This window comes from Cryptocyanus atlanticus LEGE 06306 (assembly GCF_056633155.1).
The window spans coordinates 80877-102016 of sequence record NZ_JBSJOZ010000006.1 but is presented as its reverse complement, the minus strand read 5'-3'; the positions used below and the strand labels follow the sequence as shown (position 1 = coordinate 102016).

22 protein-coding genes and 1 pseudogene are annotated in these 21140 nt (G+C 70.9%); 8 read left to right on the top strand and 15 right to left on the bottom strand.

The window, feature by feature from the left end; translation table 11 throughout:
* Positions 1–11 precede the first annotated feature (11 nt).
* Genes ACWJI7_RS08625 through mnmH form a run of 4 tightly spaced genes read right to left on the bottom strand, consistent with a single transcriptional unit; the run spans position 12 to position 3575 of the window.
* Positions 12–1013 (bottom strand): AI-2E family transporter, encoded by a 1002-nt coding sequence (locus ACWJI7_RS08625; RefSeq protein ID WP_479937117.1) that lies wholly within the window; start codon positions 1011–1013, stop codon positions 12–14.
* On the bottom strand, positions 1010–2083 hold the full coding sequence (locus ACWJI7_RS08620) for an AI-2E family transporter (protein WP_479937115.1): 1074 nt from the start codon (positions 2081–2083) through the stop codon (positions 1010–1012). Before ACWJI7_RS08620 ends, ACWJI7_RS08625 begins: the two co-directional genes overlap by 4 nt.
* Positions 2080–2475, bottom strand: a complete 396-nt coding sequence (gene psb28, locus ACWJI7_RS08615; RefSeq protein ID WP_479937113.1) for a photosystem II reaction center protein Psb28 — start codon at positions 2473–2475, stop codon at positions 2080–2082. The genes ACWJI7_RS08620 and psb28 overlap by 4 nt, the downstream gene beginning before the upstream one ends.
* A complete protein-coding gene (mnmH, locus tag ACWJI7_RS08610) occupies positions 2472–3575 on the bottom strand; it encodes a tRNA 2-selenouridine(34) synthase MnmH (protein WP_479937111.1) in 1104 nt (367 codons plus the stop codon). The genes psb28 and mnmH overlap by 4 nt, the downstream gene beginning before the upstream one ends.
* A gap of 64 nt (positions 3576–3639) precedes the next feature.
* Between mnmH and ACWJI7_RS08605 the strand changes: the two genes are divergently transcribed.
* On the top strand, positions 3640–4365 hold the full coding sequence (locus ACWJI7_RS08605) for a GUN4 domain-containing protein (protein ID WP_479937109.1): 726 nt from the start codon (positions 3640–3642) through the stop codon (positions 4363–4365).
* Positions 4366–4419: 54 nt separating this feature from the next.
* A complete protein-coding gene (locus ACWJI7_RS08600) occupies positions 4420–4881 on the top strand; it encodes an ATP-binding protein (protein ID WP_479937107.1) in 462 nt (153 codons plus the stop codon).
* A gap of 34 nt (positions 4882–4915) precedes the next feature.
* Here ACWJI7_RS08600 and ACWJI7_RS08595 read toward each other — a convergent pair whose 3' ends face one another.
* Positions 4916–5233 (bottom strand): DUF6439 family protein, encoded by a 318-nt coding sequence (locus tag ACWJI7_RS08595; RefSeq protein WP_479937105.1) that lies wholly within the window; start codon positions 5231–5233, stop codon positions 4916–4918.
* A 35-nt stretch (positions 5234–5268) separates the two neighbouring features.
* Here ACWJI7_RS08595 and ACWJI7_RS08590 point away from each other — a divergent pair, with 35 nt between their 5' ends.
* A complete protein-coding gene (locus ACWJI7_RS08590) occupies positions 5269–5577 on the top strand; it encodes a hypothetical protein (protein ID WP_479937103.1) in 309 nt (102 codons plus the stop codon).
* 219 nt (positions 5578–5796) lie between these two features.
* On the opposite strand, the pseudogene ACWJI7_RS08585 reads toward ACWJI7_RS08590, so the two are convergent.
* Both ACWJI7_RS08585 and ACWJI7_RS08580 read right to left on the bottom strand, forming a co-directional pair.
* Positions 5797–6009 (bottom strand): annotated as a pseudogene (locus ACWJI7_RS08585) (copper-binding protein); the annotation flags it as partial.
* 109 nt (positions 6010–6118) lie between these two features.
* Complete coding sequence (locus ACWJI7_RS08580) at positions 6119–7180, bottom strand: class I SAM-dependent methyltransferase (protein ID WP_479937101.1); 1062 nt, start codon at positions 7178–7180, stop codon at positions 6119–6121.
* A gap of 188 nt (positions 7181–7368) precedes the next feature.
* Here ACWJI7_RS08580 and ACWJI7_RS08575 point away from each other — a divergent pair, with 188 nt between their 5' ends.
* Entirely contained in the window at positions 7369–7629 is a 261-nt protein-coding gene (locus ACWJI7_RS08575) for a hypothetical protein (protein ID WP_479937099.1), read from the top strand.
* Between the two features lie 44 nt (positions 7630–7673).
* Here the strand turns inward: ACWJI7_RS08575 and glnA are convergent, their stop codons facing one another.
* A complete protein-coding gene (gene glnA, locus ACWJI7_RS08570; RefSeq protein ID WP_479937097.1) occupies positions 7674–9095 on the bottom strand; it encodes a type I glutamate--ammonia ligase in 1422 nt (473 codons plus the stop codon).
* 214 nt (positions 9096–9309) lie between these two features.
* On the opposite strand from glnA, the gene ACWJI7_RS08565 reads away from it, so the two are divergent.
* Positions 9310–9828 (top strand): globin family protein, encoded by a 519-nt coding sequence (locus ACWJI7_RS08565; RefSeq protein ID WP_479937095.1) that lies wholly within the window; start codon positions 9310–9312, stop codon positions 9826–9828.
* 214 nt (positions 9829–10042) lie between these two features.
* On the top strand, positions 10043–11209 hold the full coding sequence (locus ACWJI7_RS08560) for a pyridoxal-phosphate-dependent aminotransferase family protein (RefSeq protein WP_479937093.1): 1167 nt from the start codon (positions 10043–10045) through the stop codon (positions 11207–11209).
* On the opposite strand, the gene ACWJI7_RS08555 is transcribed toward ACWJI7_RS08560, so the two are convergent.
* Positions 11142–11669 (bottom strand): nucleoside deaminase, encoded by a 528-nt coding sequence (locus ACWJI7_RS08555; protein ID WP_479937091.1) that lies wholly within the window; start codon positions 11667–11669, stop codon positions 11142–11144. The two genes, ACWJI7_RS08560 and ACWJI7_RS08555, sit on opposite strands and share 68 nt — an antisense overlap.
* Before the next feature lie 121 nt (positions 11670–11790).
* Here ACWJI7_RS08555 and ACWJI7_RS08550 point away from each other — a divergent pair, with 121 nt between their 5' ends.
* Positions 11791–13248 (top strand): pyridoxal phosphate-dependent decarboxylase family protein, encoded by a 1458-nt coding sequence (locus ACWJI7_RS08550; protein WP_479937089.1) that lies wholly within the window; start codon positions 11791–11793, stop codon positions 13246–13248.
* Between the two features lie 92 nt (positions 13249–13340).
* Here the strand turns inward: ACWJI7_RS08550 and ACWJI7_RS08545 are convergent, their stop codons facing one another.
* The 4 genes from ACWJI7_RS08545 to ACWJI7_RS08530 are packed head-to-tail and all read right to left on the bottom strand — an operon-like array spanning position 13341 to position 18166.
* Positions 13341–14936, bottom strand: a complete 1596-nt coding sequence (locus tag ACWJI7_RS08545; protein ID WP_479937087.1) for a YcjF family protein — start codon at positions 14934–14936, stop codon at positions 13341–13343.
* Entirely contained in the window at positions 14936–17131 is a 2196-nt protein-coding gene (locus tag ACWJI7_RS08540; protein WP_479937085.1) for a transglycosylase domain-containing protein, read from the bottom strand. Before ACWJI7_RS08540 ends, ACWJI7_RS08545 begins: the two co-directional genes overlap by 1 nt.
* Complete coding sequence (gene lspA / locus ACWJI7_RS08535; protein ID WP_479937083.1) at positions 17112–17594, bottom strand: signal peptidase II; 483 nt, start codon at positions 17592–17594, stop codon at positions 17112–17114. Before lspA ends, ACWJI7_RS08540 begins: the two co-directional genes overlap by 20 nt.
* Positions 17591–18166, bottom strand: coding sequence for a biotin transporter BioY (locus ACWJI7_RS08530; protein ID WP_479937081.1), 576 nt, complete (start codon positions 18164–18166; stop codon positions 17591–17593). The genes lspA and ACWJI7_RS08530 overlap by 4 nt, the downstream gene beginning before the upstream one ends.
* Before the next feature lie 133 nt (positions 18167–18299).
* Between ACWJI7_RS08530 and ACWJI7_RS08525 the strand changes: the two genes are divergently transcribed.
* Positions 18300–18521, top strand: coding sequence for an NAD(P)H dehydrogenase assembly family protein (locus ACWJI7_RS08525; protein ID WP_479937079.1), 222 nt, complete (start codon positions 18300–18302; stop codon positions 18519–18521).
* Here ACWJI7_RS08525 and ACWJI7_RS08520 read toward each other — a convergent pair.
* Together ACWJI7_RS08520 and ACWJI7_RS08515 are read right to left on the bottom strand one after the other, a co-directional pair.
* Complete coding sequence (locus ACWJI7_RS08520) at positions 18479–19798, bottom strand: M16 family metallopeptidase (RefSeq protein WP_479937077.1); 1320 nt, start codon at positions 19796–19798, stop codon at positions 18479–18481. The two genes, ACWJI7_RS08525 and ACWJI7_RS08520, sit on opposite strands and share 43 nt — an antisense overlap.
* A complete protein-coding gene (locus ACWJI7_RS08515; protein WP_479937075.1) occupies positions 19795–21060 on the bottom strand; it encodes a M16 family metallopeptidase in 1266 nt (421 codons plus the stop codon). Before ACWJI7_RS08515 ends, ACWJI7_RS08520 begins: the two co-directional genes overlap by 4 nt.
* Positions 21061–21140: the final 80 nt, after the last annotated feature.

Below are 21140 nucleotides of genomic sequence, written 5' to 3'. Positions count from 1 at the left end.
TCGCCAGACCCTCAGCTCCAGCGGTCCATGACCTGCTCCACCAGCACCCGCTGACAGACCACCTGCAGCACCACCACCAGTGGCAGGGCCAGCAGCACCCCCGGCAGACCCAGCAGGGTGCCGAGACTGAGCTGGGCCATCAGGGCCACCGTGGGCAGCAGATTCACGGTGCGACTCAGCAGCAGGGGAGTGAGCACGAACGCTTCGGCGTTCTGCAGCAGCAGCCTCAGGATCAGCACCTGCAGCACCTTGCCGGGGGAGACGAGCAAGGCCATCGCCAGGGGCAGCAGCGTGGCCACGGTGGGACCGATCGTGGGCACGAAGGTGAGCAGGCCGCAGACGAGGCCGCTCAACAGCGCCAGCGGCACCCGCAGGATGGCCAGCCCGGCCCAGGTGAACAGGAACACCATGACCGCCGAGACCGTCATCCCGGCCAGCCAGCCGCCCAACGCCTGGCGGCCGTCGTGGAGGAGCGCCTGCATCGACTCCCGCCAGAAGCGCGGTGTGGCGGCCAGCACCAGGCGCTGGTGGGGGCGTGGATCGAGGGCCAGCAGCACGGCCAGTAGCCCCATCAGCAGCAGCTGGACCGTGGAGTTGGCGGCGCCTCCCGCCACGCCCAGCAGCTGACCGCCGAGGGGCTGGAGCTGGTCCCAGGTGGCCCGCTCCATCAAGCGCTGCTCCAGGCTGCGGAAGGCCTCCGAGCCGCCGCCCAGCTCCCCCAGCCGCTCAACCAGCTCCGGCAACAGCAGGGCGAGTTGATGGGTCTGCTGAATCAGCTCCGGCAGCAGCAGCTCCCCCACCTTCCAGCCCACGAGCAGCAGGGCGACGAGCACCATGGCCAGCGACGCCGGCCGGTTCAGGGGCAGCCGGCTCCGCAGGGCCGTGACGGGGACATCGAGGGCGACCGCCAGCACCACGGCTCCAAACAGCACCAGCAGGGCCCAGCGCAGCTCCCAGACCAACAGACCGAGCACGACGAGCGCGAGGCTCCCGAGCAGGGCGCGGCCGTTCATGGGGCGATTCGCTGTCGGGTCCAGGGGTCAAGGATGTCGTGAATCAGCATCTCGCGCACGATCACCTGCAGGCAGACCGCCATCGGCAGGGCCAGCAGGAGGCCCAGCGGCCCGAACACCACCGTGAACAGGAACTGGGCGGTGAGCGTGAGGCCCGGGAGCAGGCGCAGCTGGGCATGCATCACCGACGGAGTGATGACGTAGCTCTCGAGGTTCTGCACCACGACGTAGAGCCCGAGCACCGCCACCGCCTTCCAGGGAGCCTCCAGCAACGCCACCGACATCGGGAAGATCGTGCTGAGGGTGGGGCCCACGTTGGGGATCACGTTGAGCAGCCCGGCCAGCAGCGCATTGGCCACCACCAGCTTGACGCCGAGCAGGGAGAGTCCGATGCCCGCGAGCAGGGCCACGCAGACCGAGCTGATCAACACCCCCACCATCCAGTCACTGAGGGCGGCGCCGCAGAGCTCCAGCACCCGCCGGAAGCGGCGGCGGTAGAAGGACGGCGCCAGCAGCACCAGCACCTCGCGATAGGCGGTGGGCTGCACCGCCACCATCAGGCTCACGGCCAGCACGAAGATCAGCTGGAGCGTGCCGCTTCCCAGGTTGCCGGCCAGGCCCAGCAAGCGCAGGGCACCCCCCCCCAGCCCCGTGGCCAGGGCGGCCGATCCGGCCCCGGCCTCCGGCCAGAGCTGCGGCAGCCAGGAGAGCGATCCATCCTGGCGGCCGTAGAGCGCCTGGCTGGCCTGGGAGAGAACCCCCCGGGCCAGATCGAGCAGCAGCTCCGCAGCCGCCGGCAGCTTGGCGATCAACTGGGTGAACTGCTGGACAAAGGGGGGGATGAGCACCGTGGCCCCCACCACGACCACCACCAGAACGCCCACCAGACTGACCAGCAGCGCCAGGGGGCGGGTGCAGCCGAGGCGGCGCCGCACCACCCCCACCAGGGTGCAGAGCGCCATCGCCAGCACGATCGCCGCGAACACCTGGATCACGACACCCCGCAGGCTCCAGAGCAGCGCGACGGCCGCGAGGACGGCCGCCAGTCCCAGCCAGTTGCCGAACTTCAAGCCTCCGCCTGCTCTCCGGAGCCGGCAGGGTCCCCATCCGGGGCGGAGGCGTCCCCATCCTGGCCGGCGAAGCCGAGGCCATGCCCCTCGGCATAGCGCTGGGCGAAGCGCATGAACCGCTCGAAATCCGCCTCCGTCTTCCAGGTGTAGGTGGCCTCGATCGCACTGGCCCGGCCATTGACGAAACGGGCCTTCACTTCACGGCTGACCAGTTCCCCCTCCTCATCGAGCAGAAACATGCCGGTGATATCCCCCATGGCCTCCGGTGCCAGGGCCTCGGGTTCCTCGAACACGAACAGCGCCTGTCCGGTGCGGCCGTCGCGCGAGCGGGTGAGGCGGATATCCGGAACCACGGGCTCATCCACCCCGCGAAAGAACTGAATGGCCGTCATTCGGAGGGGATCGAAAGTCCGATCCTAGGCAGAGCCCCCGACCCCGCCCCAAGGGGGGGGTTGATGGAGTCGTGATCGATCAGCCGGGTGGCGGCCGTGGCCTCGTCCCAGTCCGAAAGGTCCACGGACCCGGCCGCCGTCCCGGACGATCCCGTTCCCCGCTGCCGCTGCAGCTCGTGGTCGTAGCAGCGGTCGTAGTAGTCGAGCATCTGGCGGCAGGCCCCGCTCCAGTCGGAGCGATCGAGCGCGGCCAGGGCGGCGGTGGTGCGCTCCGGCCCCAGCCGTCTCCCGATCCGGCGGGTCGCCTCCGCCAGAGCGGCCGGATCCTGGGAGCCGTACACCGCCACCAGCCGCCGCAGCCGCTCCTCGAGGGGTCGACGGATCTCCAGGACGGGGGCGGCCTGCATGCGGCGCCAGAGACCGGCCGGAATCCGGCAACGGCCCACCTGGGCGCTCTCGGCCTCCAGCCAGATCGCCCCGGCCCCCTCCTGCTCCTCCAAGGACGCCGCCAGCAGGTTCTCGAACTGTTCGGTCGTGGGCTGGGGCGGCTGACCCAGGCCGCCAAAGCTGCTGCCTCGATGCCGGGCCAGGCCCTCAAGATCAACGACGGGGACCCCCCGTCGGGCCAGCTCGAGCAGCAGATCGGTCTTGCCCGTGCCGGTGCGCCCGCCCAGCAGACGCAGGGGCCAGGGCCGCTCGAAGCAGGCCAGAACCCAATGGCGGTAGGCCTTGTAGCCACCCTCCAGCACCAGGGTGGGCAGGGAGAGGGTGCCGGCCAGCCAGGCCAGGCTGTCGGAGCGCAGGCCGCCGCGCAGGCAGTGAAGCCGCAGCGGCTCTCCGCCGCCAGCGGCGTGGTGGCGAACGAGGTCCTCGGCGAAGCCGGCAAGCCTGGGCCCCACCAGCTCCAGGCCGAGACGCACCGCCGCCTGGTGCCCCAGCTGGCGGTAGGTGGTGCCGACCGCCGCCCGGTCGTCGTCGCTGAACAGCGGCAGGTTGCCGGCTGTGGGGATGTGTCCCCGGGCGAACTCGGAGGGGCTGCGCACGTCCAGCAGCGGTCCCGGGCGGCGCAGAAAGCTCTCGATCGCCAGCCGCGACACCATGCTCGCTCCAGGCGGACCTGCCCTGACATAGTGGGCCCACGACGGCTCTGGCCCGCCGACCATCATGCTTTCCGGTCCATCCGCCTCTGCCACGGTCATCAGCGCCGAAGAGCTGCTGGAACGGTTCCTCACCAGCTCCCCGCGGCAGCGCCGTGGCCTGCTCCCCCAGTTCGACAGCCGCTGTCACGAGCTGAGGCCGCTGCTGTCCCAGGCCCTCGACGGCCTCGATCCCCGCGGCGACGACTGGGTGGCGGGCCTGCTGATCCAGGGGTTGCTCAGCCGCCAGGACGCCCTCAGTGAGGCCCTGCTGGTCCAGAATCCACGGGGCTGGCTCGAGGTGGCCAGCCCCGCAGGACTCGATCACGGCCCCCTGCAGGACGCCCTGGCCCGACGCCAGTTCCAGCTGGCCGATCGGATCACCAGCGAAAGCCTGCGGCACCTGGCCGGTGCGGGGGCGCTCCAGCGTGGCTATGTCTATTACAGCGAGGTGGCTCCGATCGCCGCCCAGGATCTCGAGAGCCTCGATCGGCTCTGGACCTGTTATTCCAGGGGCCGGTTCGGATTTTCCGTCCAGGCCCGCCTGCTGCGGGCCTGTGGGGGCCGCTGGGAACGGCTCTGGCCCCGGCTGGGCTGGAAGCGGGATGGCATCTGGACCCGCTATCCCATCGCCTTCACCTGGTCCCTGGAGGCACCCGAAGGCCACATGCCGCTGATCAACCAGCTGCGGGGAGTGCGCCTGATGGATGCGCTTCTGGCCCATCCGGGCGTCCAGGCCAGGGTATCCGGCTGAACAGGGGCAGACCCGGCCCGGAGCTAGGGTCAAACTCAGCAGTCAGTGGTGCGGATGCCCCGGCGTCTGATCAGTCAGCTCCGCTGGGCCGACTTCATCACCCCCTCCACTCTGCAGCTGGCGCCCCTGCTGGAGCTGCTGCTTGAACCCATGGCCGCCGCCGCGAACCTGGCGGAGCTGCAGCTGGGTCTGCAGGAGGCTCTGGTCAATGCGGTGCGGCATGGCAATGGGGGCGATCCCCGCAAGTGCCTGCGCATCCGCCGCATCCTCACCCCCCGCTGGATCATCTGGCAGATCCAGGATGAGGGGTCGGGGGTGCCGCTCCAGGCCCGCTGCGGCGACCTGCCCCGGCAGAGCGACGCCTGCTGCGGCCGGGGTTTCTTCCTGATTCACCACTGTTTCGACGACGTGCGCTGGAGTCAACGCGGCAACCGGCTCCAGCTCGCCTCCCGCCGAACCAGCTCCGCCGCCATCCGCGGAGCGGAGGGCGGCCTCTCCGTGGCCACCCTCCGCTAAGGCCTCCAGCCTGGTCCGAAGCCCGGGTGGAGGCCTAATGGCCGTGACTCGGACAGCCGGGATCGCTCAGGTCCCCTTTGAGCCAGGCCAGGCCCTGCTCCAGCAGGGCGATGGCCCGCTGCTGGGCCGCGCCGTCCCGCCGCTGGGGCGAACTGTCCTCGGCGAGGAGATGGACCAGCGCCGCAGCCACCTGTTCGGCGCCCCGTCGCGGTTTCTGGGCCTTGAGGGCGTGCCAGTCGCGGCCATCGATCGCCAGCAGCCGCTGCAGCTCCACCGCCAGGGCACGGCTGCCCTCCGGCCAGCTCTGGCGGTCAACGGGGCGGAGAGAAGGGGCGGCGGGAGGAACCGACACTGGACGCGGGGCGGAGCAGGACCCATCCTGACGCCATGGCGACTGCTCTGCGGCCACGACCCCGGCGCCGGCCCTCCCGCCGCCCCGGGGGCGAGCGCGATGGCTGGCTGCGCAGCCTCTCCACCCTGCTGACCGTGGTGGCCCGGGGCGAGCGGCTGAACCGGCAGCCGGTTCCCTTGAGCAGCTCGAGCCGGCGGTTGCGCCAGAGGCTGGAGCTGGGTCAGCGCCTGCTGGACCCGCTGCCGGCACCCCTGCGCACCAGCCACTGGCACGAGGAGGTGCTCTGGAAGGCCCTCCGCTGGGGCGGAGCCGGCATGCTGCTGGCCTGGTGGCTGCTGCGCTAGTCCGTCTCAGCCGGCCACGGCTGAGACGGACCTGACCTCGACCGGATCCGGGTCCGGCCGGGAGGAAGGCTCCTCGACCAGGAAGGGACTGCCCGCCGCCAGTGGACTGTCGGCGGCGAACAGTTCGGCAGCGGAGGGAGCTGGCCGGTAGGGATCCGCCGCAGGATCACTGAGCTCGGGGGCAGCCGCGCCTCCGGTCTCCTCAATCCACTGGGAAATCCGCCCACGCCGCCAGGCGTGGAGCAGGCTCCGGCGGCGACGATCCTCCTCCAGCACCAGCCGGTCGGCCGCATCGGCCGGACTCTCCGCCACCTGCAGGGGGGTGCGCAGACGGATGCCGTATCCATGGGCCTCGATCTGGACATAGCCATCCATCAGGACGGTCTGGAACAACCAGCCCTGGAGCCAGCGGAGGCGGAACGGATTGGCCATCGCACCGGCGTCTCGAACGGTCAAACCGAATCCACGCTATCGATTCCGGCGGGAATGGCGCCAGGATGGGGCCGATTTCTGAGCGGATGCCCACACCCCAGCCGGCCGCTCATGGGGCGGGTTTGGTGCCCCGCCAGACCCGGGTCAGGAAGTGGGACTCGGCCGAGACCACCTGGAAGCCAGCCTGGCGGAGGCGTTCGTCGATGTCGTCGCTGAGGTAGTGGCGGAAATAGGGCTCGTGGAAGGCCCGCCGGAAATTCTCCAGGGCGGGGGTGAACTGGGGGGAGTCGGCCAGCTGGACCGAATCGGCCAGCACCAGCACCCCGCCCGGCTCGAGCACCCGGAAGCACTCGGCCAGCACGTTGCTGCGCGCCTGGGCCGGCAGTTCGTGGAGGAGGAAGACGCACGTCACCGCCTGGACGGCAGCCTCCGCGAAGGGCAGGGCCTCCGCGTTGCCCTGCACCAGCTGGGGCAGCTCTCCGGGCAGCTGGCGGAGGGTGCGGTTCGCCTCCCTCAGGTAGGCCGCGGACAGATCGAGCCCCACCAGCTGGACCCCCGGCAGTCCGCCGCGCAACTGCCGCAGGGTCCGTCCGGTGCCGGCGGCCACATCGAGCACCCGCAGCTGTGCCCGGGAACGGCCGCCGAAGGCCTCAAGGCCCTGGCGCAGCGGGGCCAGCACCCGGCGCCGCATCGGATCGGCCGTGCCGTTGAACAGGATCTCCACCTGCAGGTCGTAGAGGGCGGCGGAGTGGTCGCTCAGGTAGCCGTCGGTCTGGTGGTGAAAGTTCTGCAGGTAGTAGTCGGGATAGTCCTCCGGTTTCACGTCCTGGGGCAGATCGCGCACCTGGCGCCGGCTGCGGCGGCTCCAGGTGAGGGGGGTATCCAGCCAGATCAGCGGATAGCGGGTGGCCCAGTCGAGCCAGGGGGCTTCAAACAACAGGGAGGGAGGGTAGAGCCCCCGCTCGGCCTCGCGCCAGTCGGTGTCGAGCAGGCGGTCCATGGCGACCTGCAGGGCCGGCAGCATCTCCGGAGGCACCTGCACCAGGGAGGGGGTGCCGCGGGGGTCCAGCAGCCCCATCAGGCGGGTGCTGACCTCCTTGTGGGCCAGTCCCATCAGGCTCTTGCCCCGCTGCAGGGTCTGGTAGGCCAGGCGGCTGACGGGATCACGCATGGGGGACGGGGAACGGGGGAGGTCGGGACGGCTCTCCACTCCAAGGACGCCGGTGAGGCCATTCATTTCAGCCGATCCGGCGAAGGGACGCGAGCGACGCTCCCCCGGCTCCGGTGACGGAGTGGGAGCGGACGACCAAAAATAGTAGTGGTTGCTACAGAATGGTGACTTCTGCCGTGGTGACAGCGATGAACCCTTCCCGATCGGTCCCCGCGGCGGCCCGGCCCGGTTCGCTCCCGCTCCGCGACACACCGGCCGAATTCCTGGCCTGGGCCCGGAGTCATCAGCGCCAGGAGCGGCTCCGGGCCGCCGTTCTGGCCCAGATCACTCGCCATCCCGACCCGAACGGAGAGCGGGACGCCCTCCACCAGCAACGGGCCTGGGCCCGCCGCCAGGCCCGGGAGCAGCATCTGCACGCCAGCGCCATGGCCCAGCTGCTGCACCGCTGAGTCGGGCGCGGGCGCGAATCCGGGATCCAGCCGGTTCAGGCGGTTCAGGCGTCGTAGTAGAGGTTGAACTCGAAGGGGTGGGGCCGCTGGCGCAGCTGCTGGACCTCCTCGTATTTCAGGGCGATCCAGTTGGCGATGAAGTCTTCGCTGAACACCCCGCCCTCAAGCAGATAGTCCTTGTCGGCCTCGAGGGCCTCGAGGGCCCCGTTGAGCGAGGCCGGCACCGTGGAGATCCGGGCCAGATCCTCCTCCGGCAGCTCGAACAGGTCGAGATCGGTGCCCTCGCCGGGATCGATCTGGCGCCGGATGCCATCGAGACCCGCCATCAACATGGCGCTGAAGGCGAGGTAGGGATTGGCCAGGGCATCCCCGGAGCGGAACTCCAGCCGCTTGGCCCGGGGATTGGAGCCGGTCAGGGGAATACGCACCGCGGCGGAGCGATTGCCCTGGGAATAGACCAGATTCACCGGGGCCTCGAAACCCGGCACCAGTCGCTTGTAGCTGTTGGTGGTGGGATTGGTGAAGGCCAGGAAGCTGGGGGCGTGACGCAGCAGGCCGCCGATGTACCAGCGGGCCGTCTGGGAAAGATCCCCATAGGTGCCCTCCCCGAAGAAGAGGGGTTCCCCCGCGCTCCAGAGGCTCTGGTGCACATGCATGCCGCTGCCGTTGTCGGCAAACACTGGCTTGGGCATGAACGTGGCGCTGCGTCCGTATTTGCGGGCGACGTTGCGCACCACGTACTTGTAGATCATCACGTTGTCCGCCGCCTGCAACAGCTCGGCGAACTTCATGCCCAGTTCCTGCTGCCCGCCGGCCGCCACTTCATGGTGATGCTTTTCGATCGGCACACCAAGCTGGCCCATGGTCAGGAGCATCTCGCTGCGGATGTCCTGGAAAGTGTCGTTGGGGGGAACCGGAAAATAGCCTTCCTTGAGATTCATCTTGTTGGCGAGATTGCCCCCCTCCTCCAGCCGACCTGAATTCCAGGGTGCCTCGATCGAATCGACGCTGTAGAAGCACCCCCCCTCGCTGGAACTGAAGCGGACGTCATCGAAGAGAAAGAACTCAGGCTCGGGACCGAAGTAGGCCGTGTCGGCCAGGCCGCTGGCGGCGAGGTGATCCAGAGCCTGGCGGGCCAGGGAGCGGGAACAGCGGCCATAGGGCTGGCCCGTGCGCGGCTCCTGGATCGAGCAGATCAGGCTGAGGGTCTTGTGGCGGTAGAAGGGATCGATCCAGCCGCTGGTGGGATCGGGCACCATCGCCATGTCGGATTCGTTGATGGCCTTCCAACCCCGGATTGAGGAGCCGTCGAAGGCGAGACCGCTGGAGAAGGAGGCCTCGTCGACCAGATCAGCGCAGACGGTGAGGTGCTGCCACTTGCCGTGGAGATCGGCGAACTTGAGATCGATCAGCTCGATGCCCTCGTCCTTGATCTGGCGCAGGACGTCCTGGGCGGAGTGGGCCATGGGAGTGCCGGGATGAGCAGGGGGGCTGGATCGGCGCGGACCGTAAGGAGCCACCAGGGTCCAGTTTGTAGCCCATCACACCATTCACCAGCCAGGCTGCTGTGGTGGCGCCTGCGTAACCGTTTCTGTCAGATTCGCCAGATCCCATGGCTGGACAGGGTTCTGGGGCAACACAGGTGCTAGCTTCCGGGCCAGGTGCGTCGATCTCAACGTCATGCGCGATGCCATCACCGGCCTGATCGGCCGGTATGACCAGCTGGGGCGCTATCTCGATCGCGACGCGATGGATCGCATCGGCACGTATCTCTCCGAGGCCGAGGTGCGCCTGGCGGCGGTGGAGGTGATCAACCGCGATGCCGCCGAGATCGTGCGCGACGCCAGCCGCCGGCTGTTCGAGCAGGATCCCGAATTGCTGCTGCCCGGTGGCAACGCTTACACCACCCGTCGCCTCGCCGCCTGCCTGCGCGACATGGACTATTTCCTGCGCTACGCCAGCTACGCCCTGGTGGCCGACGACGCCACCATCCTCAACGAGCGGGTGCTCAACGGTCTCGACGACACCTACAAGAGCCTGGGCGTGCCGACCGGACCCACCGTGCGCAGCATCACCCTGCTGGGCCAGGTGCTGGCCGAGCGCCTGGCCGCTGCCGGGGTGGAGCGTGCCGATCTGGTGCGCGTGCCGTTTGAGCACATGGCCCGCGGCCTGGCCGCTTCCGATGTGCGCGCGAGCTGAGAACGGATCCCTGGCTCCCGGCCGGAGAACGCCCACCGGCGGTTCCTAGGCTGGCCGCACCCCGTGCCCTGCTCACCCCACAGGATCTGGCTCCCTGTTCGCCGCCGCCCCGACTCTCTCCGCCCCCACTGCCGCCGTCTCCGCCGCGCCCGTGTCAGCACCTCCTGTGTCCGCTCCCACCGCATCCGTCCCCACCGCGTCCGCCTCACCCGCCGTGAGCGATCGCCATCGCCTGCCGCTCGGACCGATCGCCACGCCGGACCGGCTGCTGCTCGGCCCCGGACCCTCCAACGCCCATCCCGCCGTGCTGGAGGCCCTGTCCCGCCCTCCGATCGGCCATCTCGATCCCCACTACATCGAGCTGATGGGGGAGGTTCAGGAGCTGCTCCGCTACGCCTGGCAGACCGACAACCGCCTGACCATCCCGATGAGCGGCACGGGCAGTGCGGCCATGGAGGCCACCCTGGCCAACACCGTCGAACCCGGCGATCGGGTGCTGGTGGCCGTGATGGGCTATTTCGGCCTGCGGCTGGTGGACATGGCCCAGCGCTACCGGGCGGAGGTGGCCACCATCGAGCGGCCCTGGGGGGAGGCCTTCAGCCTCGATGCGATCGAAGCGGCCCTGATCCAGCACCGCCCCTCCATCCTGGCCATGGTGCACGCCGAAACCTCCACGGGCGTCTGCCAGCCCATGGAGGGGATCGGCGAACTCTGCCGCCGCCATGACTGCCTGCTCCTGCTGGACACCGTCACCTCCCTCGGGGCCGTGCCCCTCCATCTCGACGCCTGGGGGGTGGACCTGGCCTACAGCTGCAGCCAGAAAGGCCTGAGCTGCCCGCCCGGGCTCGGTCCGTTCAGCATGGGCCCCCGCGCCGAAGCCAAGCTGGCCGCCCGCAGCGGCAAGGTGCCCAACTGGTATCTCGACGTCTCCCTGCTCAACCAGTACTGGGGCAGCAACCGGGTGTATCACCACACCGCTCCGGTGAACATGAACTTCGGCATGCGCGAAGCCCTGCGCCTGCTGGCCGAGGAAGGCCTCGAGAACGCCTGGATACGCCATCGCCGCAACGCCGAGCGGCTCTGGGCCGGCCTCGAGGGGCTGGGGCTCGTCCTGCACGTCAGCGAGTCCCTGCGCCTGCCCACTCTCACCACCGTGCGCATCCCGGACGGGGTCGATGGCAAGGCCTTCGGCCTCCATCTGCTCCACACCCACGGCATCGAGGTGGGCGGCGGCCTGGGGGTCCTGGCCGGCCGGGTCTGGCGGATCGGGCTGATGGGTTACAACAGCCGGCCCGAGAACGTGGATCGGCTGCTCAATCTGCTGGAAACGGAGCTGCCCGCCTTTCGCTCGTCACCCCCTGTGGCTGCCGCCGCCGTCTGAACCAGGTTTCGAGCAGCTCCCGCCCTCGCTCCGCCAGCACCCCCCCCACCACGTCCATGTGGTGATGGGCGCTGGGGTCCTGGGCCAGATTCAGGCACCCCCCCAGGCCTCCCCGCTTGGGGTCGGCAGCGGCGAACACCACGCGGCCCATGCGGGCCTGGATCAGGGCTCCGGCACACATCGGGCACGGTTCGAGGGTCACCAGCAGGGTGCAGTCGTTGAAGCGCCAGTCACCGAGCAGGGAGGCGGCCTGCGCCAGGGCCACCAGTTCGGCATGCCCGAGCGGATCCCGTCGCCGCTGGCGTTGATTGGTGCCCCAGCCCAGACCACGGCCGTGGCCATCGAGCACCACCGCCGCCACGGGGATCTCACCGAGCGCACCGGCGCCCTGGGCCAGGCGCAGCAGACGCTCCATCCAGAGCCTCTGAACGGGCGGGGGCACGGTGGGGGGAGGGGGCATGCGGGGGCTCCGGCAACGGGGACTGGTCAACACCGATGCACGACGGCCCTGGCCTCCCCTGAGGCTGCCAGCTCCAGGCCATCGCCGCCGCCATGGACGGTCGTCCCGTCAGCAGGAGAGAATGAACGCCCCGACAGCCCAGCCTTTGGCCGTCACCCCACGTCTGGAGAGGGCACTCGAGCCTCTGCCCTTCGCCGCACCGGGTGCCGTTGATCCCGAGCTGGAGGCGTTCCTGCAGGAGGCGGCCCTGCTGCTCTGCCGTTGGCTGGGCTCGGCCTCCAGCCGCTCCCCCCTGCCCGGGCTGAGTCTGATGCCCGGCGTGGAGCCCCAGCGGCTCGGGCTCGATGGCGATCGGCTGCTGGGCGATCTCCATCTGCTGATGGAAGGCGCCTACAACCCCAACCATCCCGGCGCCCTGGCCCACCTTGATCCACCGCCGCTGACCGCGTCGGTGGTGGGGGACCTGATCTGCGCAGGCCTCAACAACAACCTGCTGGCCGAGGAGCTCTCCCCCTCGCTCAGCCGCCTGGAGCACAGCCTCTGCGGCTGGATGGCCCGTCGCATCGGCCTGGGCAAGACCGCGGGCGGTGTGCCGGCCAGCGGGGGCAGTCTCAGCAATCTGATGGCCCTGGTCACGGCCCGCCAGAGCCGTGGCCTGCGCACCCGCGCTGACGCGGTGGTGCTCTGCGGCGCGGACACCCACACCTCACTCGACAAGGCGATGACGGTGATGGGGCTGCCGGCCGAGGCGCTGAGGCGCCTGCCCCTCGACACCGATGGCCGCCTCGAGCCGCAGCGGGTGGAGGACGCCCTGCAGGCGCTGCACCGGCAAGGCACGGCGGTGATCGCCCTGGTGGCCACGGCCGGAACCACCGTGCGCGGCGCGGTGGATCCGCTGCCGGAGCTGGCCGGCCTCTGCCGGCGCCATGGCGTCTGGCTCCACGTCGACGGGGCGATCGGCGGTGTGCTGGGTCTGAGCGCACCGCACCGGGATCGGGTCGAGGGGGTCGCCCTGGCCGATTCGCTCACGATCAATCCACAGAAGCTGCTGGGGATCACCAAGACCTCCTCCCTGCTGCTGCTGGCGGATCCCGAGGCCCTCGAGCGCAGCTTCGGCACCGGGCTGCCCTACATGGAGGAGAGCCACGGCGGCGGCCACGGCGGTGAGCGGGGACTGCAGGGCAGCCGCAGTGCCGAGATCCTCAAGCTCTGGCTGGGGCTGCGCCAGCTGGGTCTGGAGGGGATCGAGCGGGTGGTGGGGGCGGCCCTTGCCCGCCGGGACCGGCTGCAGGAGCTCCTGGGGGCCGTGGCGCCGGCCGGGGAGCTGGAGCTGCTGGGCGGGCCACTGCATCTGCTGGCGTTCCGCCCCTCCGGGCTGGATCCGGAGGGCTGCCGGCACTGGTCGGAGCGCTGTCGCCTCGCCCTGCTGGAGGCCGACCTGATGCTCTCCCGACCCCTCTACCGGGGCCGCCATCACCTCAAGGCGGTGCTGGGCAATCCCCACACCCGTCCCGCCCACCTGGAGCGGCTGGCCGAGGTGGTGGGCCGCAGCCTCGGCTCCGGTGCCGCCGATGCCTGAATCCGGTGGCTCCACGAACCGGCGCGGCCATTGGGTGGCGATCGTGACGGGGGCGATCTCGATCCTGATCGGCGTGCTCTACCTGGGACTCATCACCGTCCTGGACGCCCGCGGCCCCCTGCTCCCCCCTCCCCCCGAGGCTCTGGGCGCGGGGGCAGCTGCAGGTCCTTCCGCCGCTGCAACGGCTCCACCACCCGGCTGAGGGCCGCCTCCAGGAACGTCCGCAGGGCGCCATCCCGCCTGTTGAGATCGTACTGACGCTGCACCACCTCCTGCAGGCCGCCGTCCCCCCAGTCCTGACCTTGTTCGAAGTAAGTGAGAAAACTCCCGCCGGCGATCCGGGTCAACCAGGCGGCACTCACCCCCTGCACCACCTTGCTGACCACCAGGGCAGGCAGATTGAGGCTCAGGGCGGCGGTAATCGCGGCCAATCCGCCTTTGATCACCCCCAGACCGGCCAGGGTGCGGCCCACCGAGAGGGCCAGATCCTGGCCGGCCTCGCGGCTGAGGCTGACGCCGTAGATCCGGCCGAGCTCCACCACCATCTGGGCGTTCACGGCGGCGGTGCCAAGCAGATCCACCACCGGAAGCGGAGTCACCACCAGCACCCCGGCGCCGATCCACATGTAGCGATCAACGATGCGTTCACCGTCCTGACGCCGCTGCCGGGTCAGCAGGTCGCGGCTGGCCTCGCTCAGGCGGCGGCTCTGCAGCAGGATGTTGTCGGCGATCAGCTCCTCGCCGTCCTGATGGAGCACCGCAGCGATCCGGCCCAGCAGGGCATCCACCTCGGGGGCCGGCTGAAGGGGGCGCCCGCCGGGCCTCGGCACCGACTGGGGGGAGGCGCTGGCCGGAATCACATCGGCGGCGCTGAGGTGGGCCTGGCAGCGCTGGCGCAACCGCTCCAGCAGCCGGCGCTCCTCATCCTCTCCACGCAGATCGCACTTGTTGAGCACGAGCAGCAGACGCTTGCCGAGCCGGGCCAGGGCTTCGAACACCTGCAGCTCCGCCGCCCTCAGATCCCCGTCGACCACCAGCAGCAGCAGGTCGGCCCGGACCGCCTGCCGCCGCGCCGCCGTCTCCCGCTGAAGACCATCGCGTCCCGCCTCGAGGATGCCCGGAGTGTCCACCAGCTGGAGTCCCCGCTGCAGACCCTTCAGGCGCAGCCGGTAGCTGCGGCAGTCGGCCGTGGAGCCCATGGCCGCCCCCACCTTCCCCACCACCTGGTCGAGCAGGGCGCGGATCAGGGAGGTCTTGCCGGCCGAACCGGTGCCGAAGACCACCAGCACGAGATCGCCACGGGCAAGCTCGGCCTCCACCCGGTCGCGCTCCTGACGCAGCGCCTCCCGTTCCACCGCGTCGCGGACATGCTCCAGCACCTGATCGATGGCCCGCAGCTGGCGGCCGGCCGCCTCCTGGCGACTGCCCGGTGGCGTGGCCGCCGCCGTGGGAGTGGCCCCCCGGGAGGGGCGGGGGTTGCGCCAGGCCGCCAGCCAGGGCCAGGCCAGCCGCAGCAGCAGCAATCCGCCCCCGCCGAACAGCAGCAGCAGCACCGGAGCCAGCAGCCAGCCCGGCAGCAGGTAGCTCAGCTGCCAGAGCAGGCTGTTGACCGCCTGCAGCAGCAGCGAAACCGCCACCACGACGGCCAGTCCCCCCGCCAGCCAGAGCCAGAGGCGCCGCCGGGGCATCAGCGCCGGGCCGTGGCCGGCTGGCTGCCTTGGCCGGCCTGGCGCATGATGTCCGCCCAGAGCCCGGCCGCCAGCGCACTGCTGCTGCGGGTCGGGCGATTGTCGTCGTTGCCGAGCCAGACGCCCATCACCCAGTGGCGGCGAGGCTCCATCCCCACGAACAGCAGGTCGCGGGCTTCGTTGGTGGTGCCGGTCTTGCCGCCCTCCTGCCCCCCGAGGAAGGCCGCCCCGCCGGTGCCGCCCCGCACCACGGCCTGGAGCAGGCCCTGCATGCGGCGGGCCGCCTCGGGCTTGATCACCGCACGACCGGCCCCGATGGCCTGGTTGGGGGTGGCGCGCTGCTGACGACAACGGTCACTGTCGAGGCCGGCGCAGGTCTCGGCATCGGTGAGGCGGCGGATCGTGCTGGGGGCGTGCCAGACCCCGTCATTGGCGACGGCGGCATAGGCGGCGGTGAGCTCGATCAGCCGCACTTCGCTCTGCCCCAGGGCCAGGCCCGGCACCGGCTGCAGCGGCGTCCGGATCCCCAGGTCCTGGGCCTGCTGCACGACCGCGTCAAGGCCGACCCGCCGGGCCAGCCGGAGGGCGGCGGTGTTGCTGCTGCTGGCGAAGGCCTGGCGCAGGCTGAGGCTGCCGCCACACCCACTGGCGAACGACTGACCGCCCCAGCTGAGCGGGCCGCAGCCGATGCCATCTCCGGCCTTCGCCCCCCGCTGCAGGGCCGCCAGATAGGTGAACAGCTTGAAGGTGCTGCCGGGCTGGCGCAGGGCCATGCTGGCCCGGTTGAACTGACTGGTGCCGTAGTCGCGCCCGCCGGCGATCGCCAGCACCCCGCCGTTGCGGCTGTCGAGCACCACCACGGCCCCCTCGCTGACCCCGAGGGCGGCGCTGGCCGCCAGCCGCCGCCGCAGCTCCCGCTCGACGACCTGCTGGAGCACCGGGTCCAGGTGGGTTTCGACCAGGAAGTTCCCTTCGGCGGCCACCTCGGGCCCAAGCAGGCTCTCCAGATCCAGCCGTACCTGATCGGTGTAGTAGGGAGCGGGCCGGCGGCCGCCGCTGCGGCAGGCCTGGGCACCGAGCTGGATCGGCCGGCGGCGGGCCTGCCGGGCCAGATCGGGGCTGATCCGGCCAGTGTCGGCCATCTTCAGCAGCACCTGGTTGCGGGCATCGAGGGCGGCCTCCGGGTTGAGACAGGGGTCGTGGCCGTTGGGCGAGGGCAGCAACCCCACCAGCAGCGCCGACTCCTCCAGGCTGAGCTGGGCGGCGGGTTTGCCGAAGAAACTGCGGGACGCATCCTCGAAGCCCCAGCCCACCCCCAGATACACCCGGTTGAGATAACTCAGCAGAAGATCGGTCTTGCTGAAGCGGGCCTCGAGCTGGAGGGCCACCAGCAGCTCCCGCCACTTGCGCACCAGCGTTTCGCCCTGGCCGACCTGATCCGGGTAGAGGCTCCGGGCCAGCTGCTGGGTGAGGGTGCTTCCCCCCTCCAACACCCGTCCCCCCATCAGATTGGTGAGCAGGGCCCGGGCGGTGCCAACCGGATCCACACCCGGGTGCCACCAGAAACGGCTGTCCTCACTGGCCAGCAGGGCCTCCACCAGCTGGGGCGGGTAGTCCTTCAGCGCGGCATTTTCCCGGTGCCCCCTGGATTCGGCCGAACTGAGCGGACGGTTAAGACGGTCGTAGAGAGCCAGGGGGCCCCGGACCCGGGCCAGGCTGCCCCGCACCGGCATCCAGACCAGCGACAACCCCAGCACCACCAGGCCGCCGGAGGCCAGAACCGCCAGGGAAGCGCTGGCCGTGCGGCCAAGCCGCACCAGCCGGGGCATCGGCTTGCGCAGGAAGAGGAGCTCCGGCAGACCGGGTTCGGCGGCGGGTCCGAAGCGGACCACATCGCCATCACGCAGCAGCAGCTCCTCCACCCGTCGCCCGCGCCAGTAGAGGCCGTTGGTGGAGCCGTTGTCGCGGAGCAGCCAGTCCTCGCCGACCCGCTCCAGCAGGGCGTGTTGCTTGCTCACCGCCGGATGGTCGAGCCGGACTTCGACGCGGCCGTCCCGTCCGACCCGGTAGAGGCCGTCGTGCAACGCCATCCGGCGGGTCGGCTGGCCCGGCAGAAACAGCTCCAGCTGCACGCCGGAGGGCTGTTGCAGCCGCACCAGCTGGCGCTTGAGTCGCTCAAGGCCGCTGGTCGCCATGGCCCTCCAGCAGATCGAGCAGCAGACAGATCACGGCGACGTTGATCGCCACATCGGCCAGATTGAAGACTGGGAAGCGGATCGGCACCAGCTCGAGAAAGTCCACGACCCCGCCCAACCGCCAGCGATCGAGTCCATTGCCCAGGGCTCCCCCGAGCAGGGCGCCGACCCCCGGTCCCTGCCAGCGGCGCAGGACAGGGTGCCGCTGGATCCAGAAGGCGATCGCCACGGCCACCACCAGGCTGACCAGGCCCAGCAGAACGGTGGCACCCCGGAACAGGCTGAAGGCGGCGCCGGTGTTGAACACCAGCTGCAGTCGCAACAGACCGGGCACCAGCGGCTGCGGCAGCCCCGGAGCCAGGGCCGCCACGGCGAGGGCCTTGGTCAGCTGGTCCAGCAGCAGCACCCCGGCGGCCACCAGCCAGGCCAGCCGGCGCGTACAGACCGCCGGCACGGGCGTCACGGCTCCACCATGAGCAACCGGCGCAGGGGCACCGCCAGCACCGCCACGGCGCAGCAGAGCAGCAGCTGGCTCGGCAGCGGACCCAGGCTGTAATCGAGCAGCAGATCCACCAGGCTGACGCCCCAGCGCCCGGCCAGGGAGCCGAGCAGCAGGTTGGCGATGCCGCAAAGCTGGATCACCAGGAGGCCGAGGCAGGCCGCCCCCAGCAGGCGCAGCAGCTCGCCCATGCCCTCCTGGCGGGCCAGCCGTCCACTCAGCCAGGCGGCCGGCACGAAACCGGCCAGATAGCCGAAGCCGGGTTCGAGCAGATAGGCCAGTCCCCCACCGGCATGGAAGACCGGCAGCTGCAGCAGGCCGAGGCTGAGGTAGGCCACGGCGGCCAGCAGGGCCGGGCGGGGTCCGCAGACCAGGGCGGTGAGCAGGACCGCCGGAACCTGGGCGGTGGCGGGAAGATCAATCAGCCGCAGGCCTCCACCGGCCACCGGAACGGGAACGGCCGCCTGGATCAGGCCACCGATGATGATCAGCAGCAGCCCCACGATGGCGCCGCTCCAGTTGGCTAAGGCCCGCAAACGAGGGGTGGTTGGCTGGACCCATCCTGCTGTAGTGGAGGGCAGCTGAACAGCACCGTCGATGCCCCCTGCCGATGCGGTCCCCGAAGGCGCCCCAGATGCGGTCCCCGGGACCGGCCCCATCCCCTTGCCGATGGGGACTCTGGTGCGGTTGCGGTCGCGACCGGACTACCTCAAGACGGCAGATCCGATGCCCATGCTCCGCCCCCCCGATCTGGTCGACACCGACGAGGTGGGTCGGGTGGTGGCCCAGAGAGCGTTGGGCCTCTGTGCGGTGCGTTTTCGCCGGGGCACCTTCCTGCTGAACGCCGATCAGCTCATCGCCAACGGGGAGCAGGACCGGCCGAGCGGGTGAGCCCGCCAGGCCCGTTCGGCGGCCTTCAGGGCCCTGGCCGGTCCGCACAGTCCCAGGCTGGGCCGCGCCAGCAGCTCGCGGGCGGTGGCCAGGAGATCGGTGCTGGTCAGGGAGGTGGCGCGCACCAGAGCATCATCGGCATAGCTCCAGGGGAGGCCGTGGCCCAGCACCAGGGCCTGGCGATCGGCGATCTGGCCGCAGGTCTGACGTCCGGCGGCGGCCTGACCCCGGAATTTGGCCAGGGCCAGCTGGAGCTCCGCCTCGCTCAGCGGCTGGTCCAGCAGCCGCTGCCACTCCCGCAGCAGCTCGGTGGTGGCCGCTCCAGCCCGATCCGCGGAGCTGGAGAGATGGAACACGAACGGCGCGGCGCCACACCGGGCCGGCAGATGCACGCCCACGTCGTAGGCGAGGCCGTGCTCCTCGCGGAGCGCCACGAAGAGGCGGCTCGACATGCCCACCCCCAGATGGCACTGCAGCAGCCGCAGGGCCAGGGAGCGTGGATCCCCGAGGGGAACCGTGGCGGCGCCGAGCATCAGCACCAGCTGCTCGGTGTCCTGCTCCACCAGCACCAGAGCGGGCCGGTCCAGGCCGGACGGGCCGGGTGATGGGGCCGGCGGCCCGGTGGTCCAGGCCGGCTCCGGCCCGCTCTCCAGCCAGCGGCCCAGCTCCGGCGGCGGCTGGCCGGAGAGCACCAGCACGGCCCCCTGGGCGCCCAGGGAGGCCGCCGCCTCCCGCAGCCGCGGACCCGCGAGGGCGGCTAGATCAGCCTCGATCCCGAGGGGGTCATGGCCGTAGGGACCGTCGCCGTAGAGCTGCCCCCGCAGGCGGTCATGGGCCTGCTGGAAGGGGTCCTCCTTCAGGCGCTGCAGGGTCTGCAGATTGAGTCGACGCTCAAGGCTGATCTGGTCGGGATCCAGCCAGGGGCGCTGCACCAGGCAGCGGAGCAGGGGCAGCAGGGCGGGGCCATCGGCACTGGCGCACTTGAGGCTGATCACCAGGGCGTCTTCACCGGCTTCGCAGCGCAGTTCGTCGCCGAGGCCCTCCACCAGGTCGGCCAGGGCCTCGGCGCTCAGGTCGCCGCAGCCCCGGTTCAGCAGGCCCGCCAGCAGCTGGGCCCGGCCCCGCTGGCCGGGGGGATCGGCGGCGCTGCCGCCCCGGATCCAGAGCCTCACCGAAAGGATGGCCGGACCGGGTCGCCGCAGCAGCCGCACCGGCAGGCCCCCGGCGAGGCTGAAGGCCTCGGGCGCCGGCAGGGGAGGAGGGGCGGTGGGGCTCATGCCGGCAGGGCCAGCAGCCGGCAGGCCCGCTCGGGCGCCAGGAGGGGCAGCAGATCCCCCTGCAGCCGCGGCCCGGTCCAGCGCTCCAGCAGCTGCAGGGGATGCTCCAGCGGATGGAGGCGTCCCCAGAGAGATTGGTTGCCCGCCAGGCCGGCCAATGCGGCGGCCGACTCGAGGCCGAAGCGGTAGCCGTTCGCGACCAGACGCCGGGCCCGCTCCAGCTCGGAGCTCGGCGGTGGGGTGGCGCTGAGCTCCTGCCAGACCTGGGCGATCTGCGCCTCCACCGCCTCCACCTGGGCGGGTTCACAGACCGCCTCGAGCAGGGCCAGGCTGCCCCCCTCCAGCACATTCAGATCCAGATCGATGCTCTCGACGAGGCGCAGATCCTCTCGCAGGCGCTGCACCAGCCGGCTGCGACGCCCCTCCGCCAGCAGGGTCGTGAGCAGATCCGCTCCGGCAACGGCCTCCAGCTCCCCGGCGGCCGGCATCGGCCAGACCATCAGCAACCGGGCCGCCTCGAGGCGAGGCAGGCGCAGCGCATGGCGGCCAGGGGTCAGCCGCAGGGGGGGCACCGGCAGCCCTGCGCCAGTCGCCTCCCCGCCGGCGGCGAGATCGGCCAGGGCACTGCCGTTCAGCAGCCCCTCGAGATCGAGGCCCCCCAGCCCGCCGGCCAGGGCCAGGCTGCAGCTGGCGGGCTGGTAGCCACGCCGGTGGAAGGCGGCCATCCCCTCACTCCGGTGGCGCTGCAGGGACGGTTTCTCCCCCAGGATCGGGCGGCCGTAGGGATGGTCGGGGCAGGCCAGGGCCAGCAGGCGCTGCAGGGCCACCTCCTCGGGCTGGTCCTCGCTCTGGGCCAGTTCCTCCAGCACCACCTGGCGCTCCATCCGGAAATCGTCAGGAGCGAGGCGGGGCTGGAGCACCAACTCCAGCAGCAGGTCCAGGGCCACCGGCACCGCCTCCGGCGGCACCTGCACGTGGTAGTGGACGTCGTCAAATCCGGTGGCGGCGTTGCTGCTGCCTCCGAGGGATTCAAGGCGACGGTCGAAGTCACCGGCGCCCAGCGACGTGCTGCCCTTGAACACCATGTGCTCGAGGAAATGGGCCAGGCCCGACTCATCGGGCCGCTCGGCGGCACTGCCGGCCCGGCACCAGAAGTCGATGCAAACCACCGGCGCCTGGGGCTGCGCCAGGCTCACCACCTCAACGCCGTTGGTCAGCCGCAGCCGTGCGGCTATCGGGAAGGTGTCGGCGGACTCGGGCATGGCAACCAGCGACGGCATCACACGGGGCGGCGACCGGGGGACCGATCGGGCGTGTCAGGATCTGCATTCTGCTGGCCGAG

Coding starts and splice junctions, on each gene's coding strand:
- ACWJI7_RS08580 (WP_479937101.1), bottom strand. CDS start 7,180: ATGCGTGATCCCGTCAGCCGCCTGGCCTACCAGACCCTGCAGCGGGGC.
- ACWJI7_RS08575 (WP_479937099.1), top strand. CDS start 7,369: ATGAACCCTTCCCGATCGGTCCCCGCGGCGGCCCGGCCCGGTTCGCTC.
- psb28 (WP_479937113.1), bottom strand. CDS start 2,475: ATGACGGCCATTCAGTTCTTTCGCGGGGTGGATGAGCCCGTGGTTCCG.
- ACWJI7_RS08515 (WP_479937075.1), bottom strand. CDS start 21,060: ATGCCCGAGTCCGCCGACACCTTCCCGATAGCCGCACGGCTGCGGCTG.
- ACWJI7_RS08545 (WP_479937087.1), bottom strand. CDS start 14,936: ATGCCCCGGCGGCGCCTCTGGCTCTGGCTGGCGGGGGGACTGGCCGTC.
- ACWJI7_RS08550 (WP_479937089.1), top strand. CDS start 11,791: ATGAACGCCCCGACAGCCCAGCCTTTGGCCGTCACCCCACGTCTGGAG.
- ACWJI7_RS08540 (WP_479937085.1), bottom strand. CDS start 17,131: ATGGCGACCAGCGGCCTTGAGCGACTCAAGCGCCAGCTGGTGCGGCTG.
- ACWJI7_RS08605 (WP_479937109.1), top strand. CDS start 3,640: ATGCTTTCCGGTCCATCCGCCTCTGCCACGGTCATCAGCGCCGAAGAG.
- ACWJI7_RS08525 (WP_479937079.1), top strand. CDS start 18,300: ATGGGGACTCTGGTGCGGTTGCGGTCGCGACCGGACTACCTCAAGACG.
- ACWJI7_RS08625 (WP_479937117.1), bottom strand. CDS start 1,013: ATGAACGGCCGCGCCCTGCTCGGGAGCCTCGCGCTCGTCGTGCTCGGT.
- ACWJI7_RS08590 (WP_479937103.1), top strand. CDS start 5,269: ATGGCGACTGCTCTGCGGCCACGACCCCGGCGCCGGCCCTCCCGCCGC.
- ACWJI7_RS08565 (WP_479937095.1), top strand. CDS start 9,310: ATGCGCGATGCCATCACCGGCCTGATCGGCCGGTATGACCAGCTGGGG.
- glnA (WP_479937097.1), bottom strand. CDS start 9,095: ATGGCCCACTCCGCCCAGGACGTCCTGCGCCAGATCAAGGACGAGGGC.
- ACWJI7_RS08555 (WP_479937091.1), bottom strand. CDS start 11,669: ATGCCCCCTCCCCCCACCGTGCCCCCGCCCGTTCAGAGGCTCTGGATG.
- ACWJI7_RS08520 (WP_479937077.1), bottom strand. CDS start 19,798: ATGAGCCCCACCGCCCCTCCTCCCCTGCCGGCGCCCGAGGCCTTCAGC.
- ACWJI7_RS08600 (WP_479937107.1), top strand. CDS start 4,420: ATGCCCCGGCGTCTGATCAGTCAGCTCCGCTGGGCCGACTTCATCACC.
- mnmH (WP_479937111.1), bottom strand. CDS start 3,575: ATGGTGTCGCGGCTGGCGATCGAGAGCTTTCTGCGCCGCCCGGGACCG.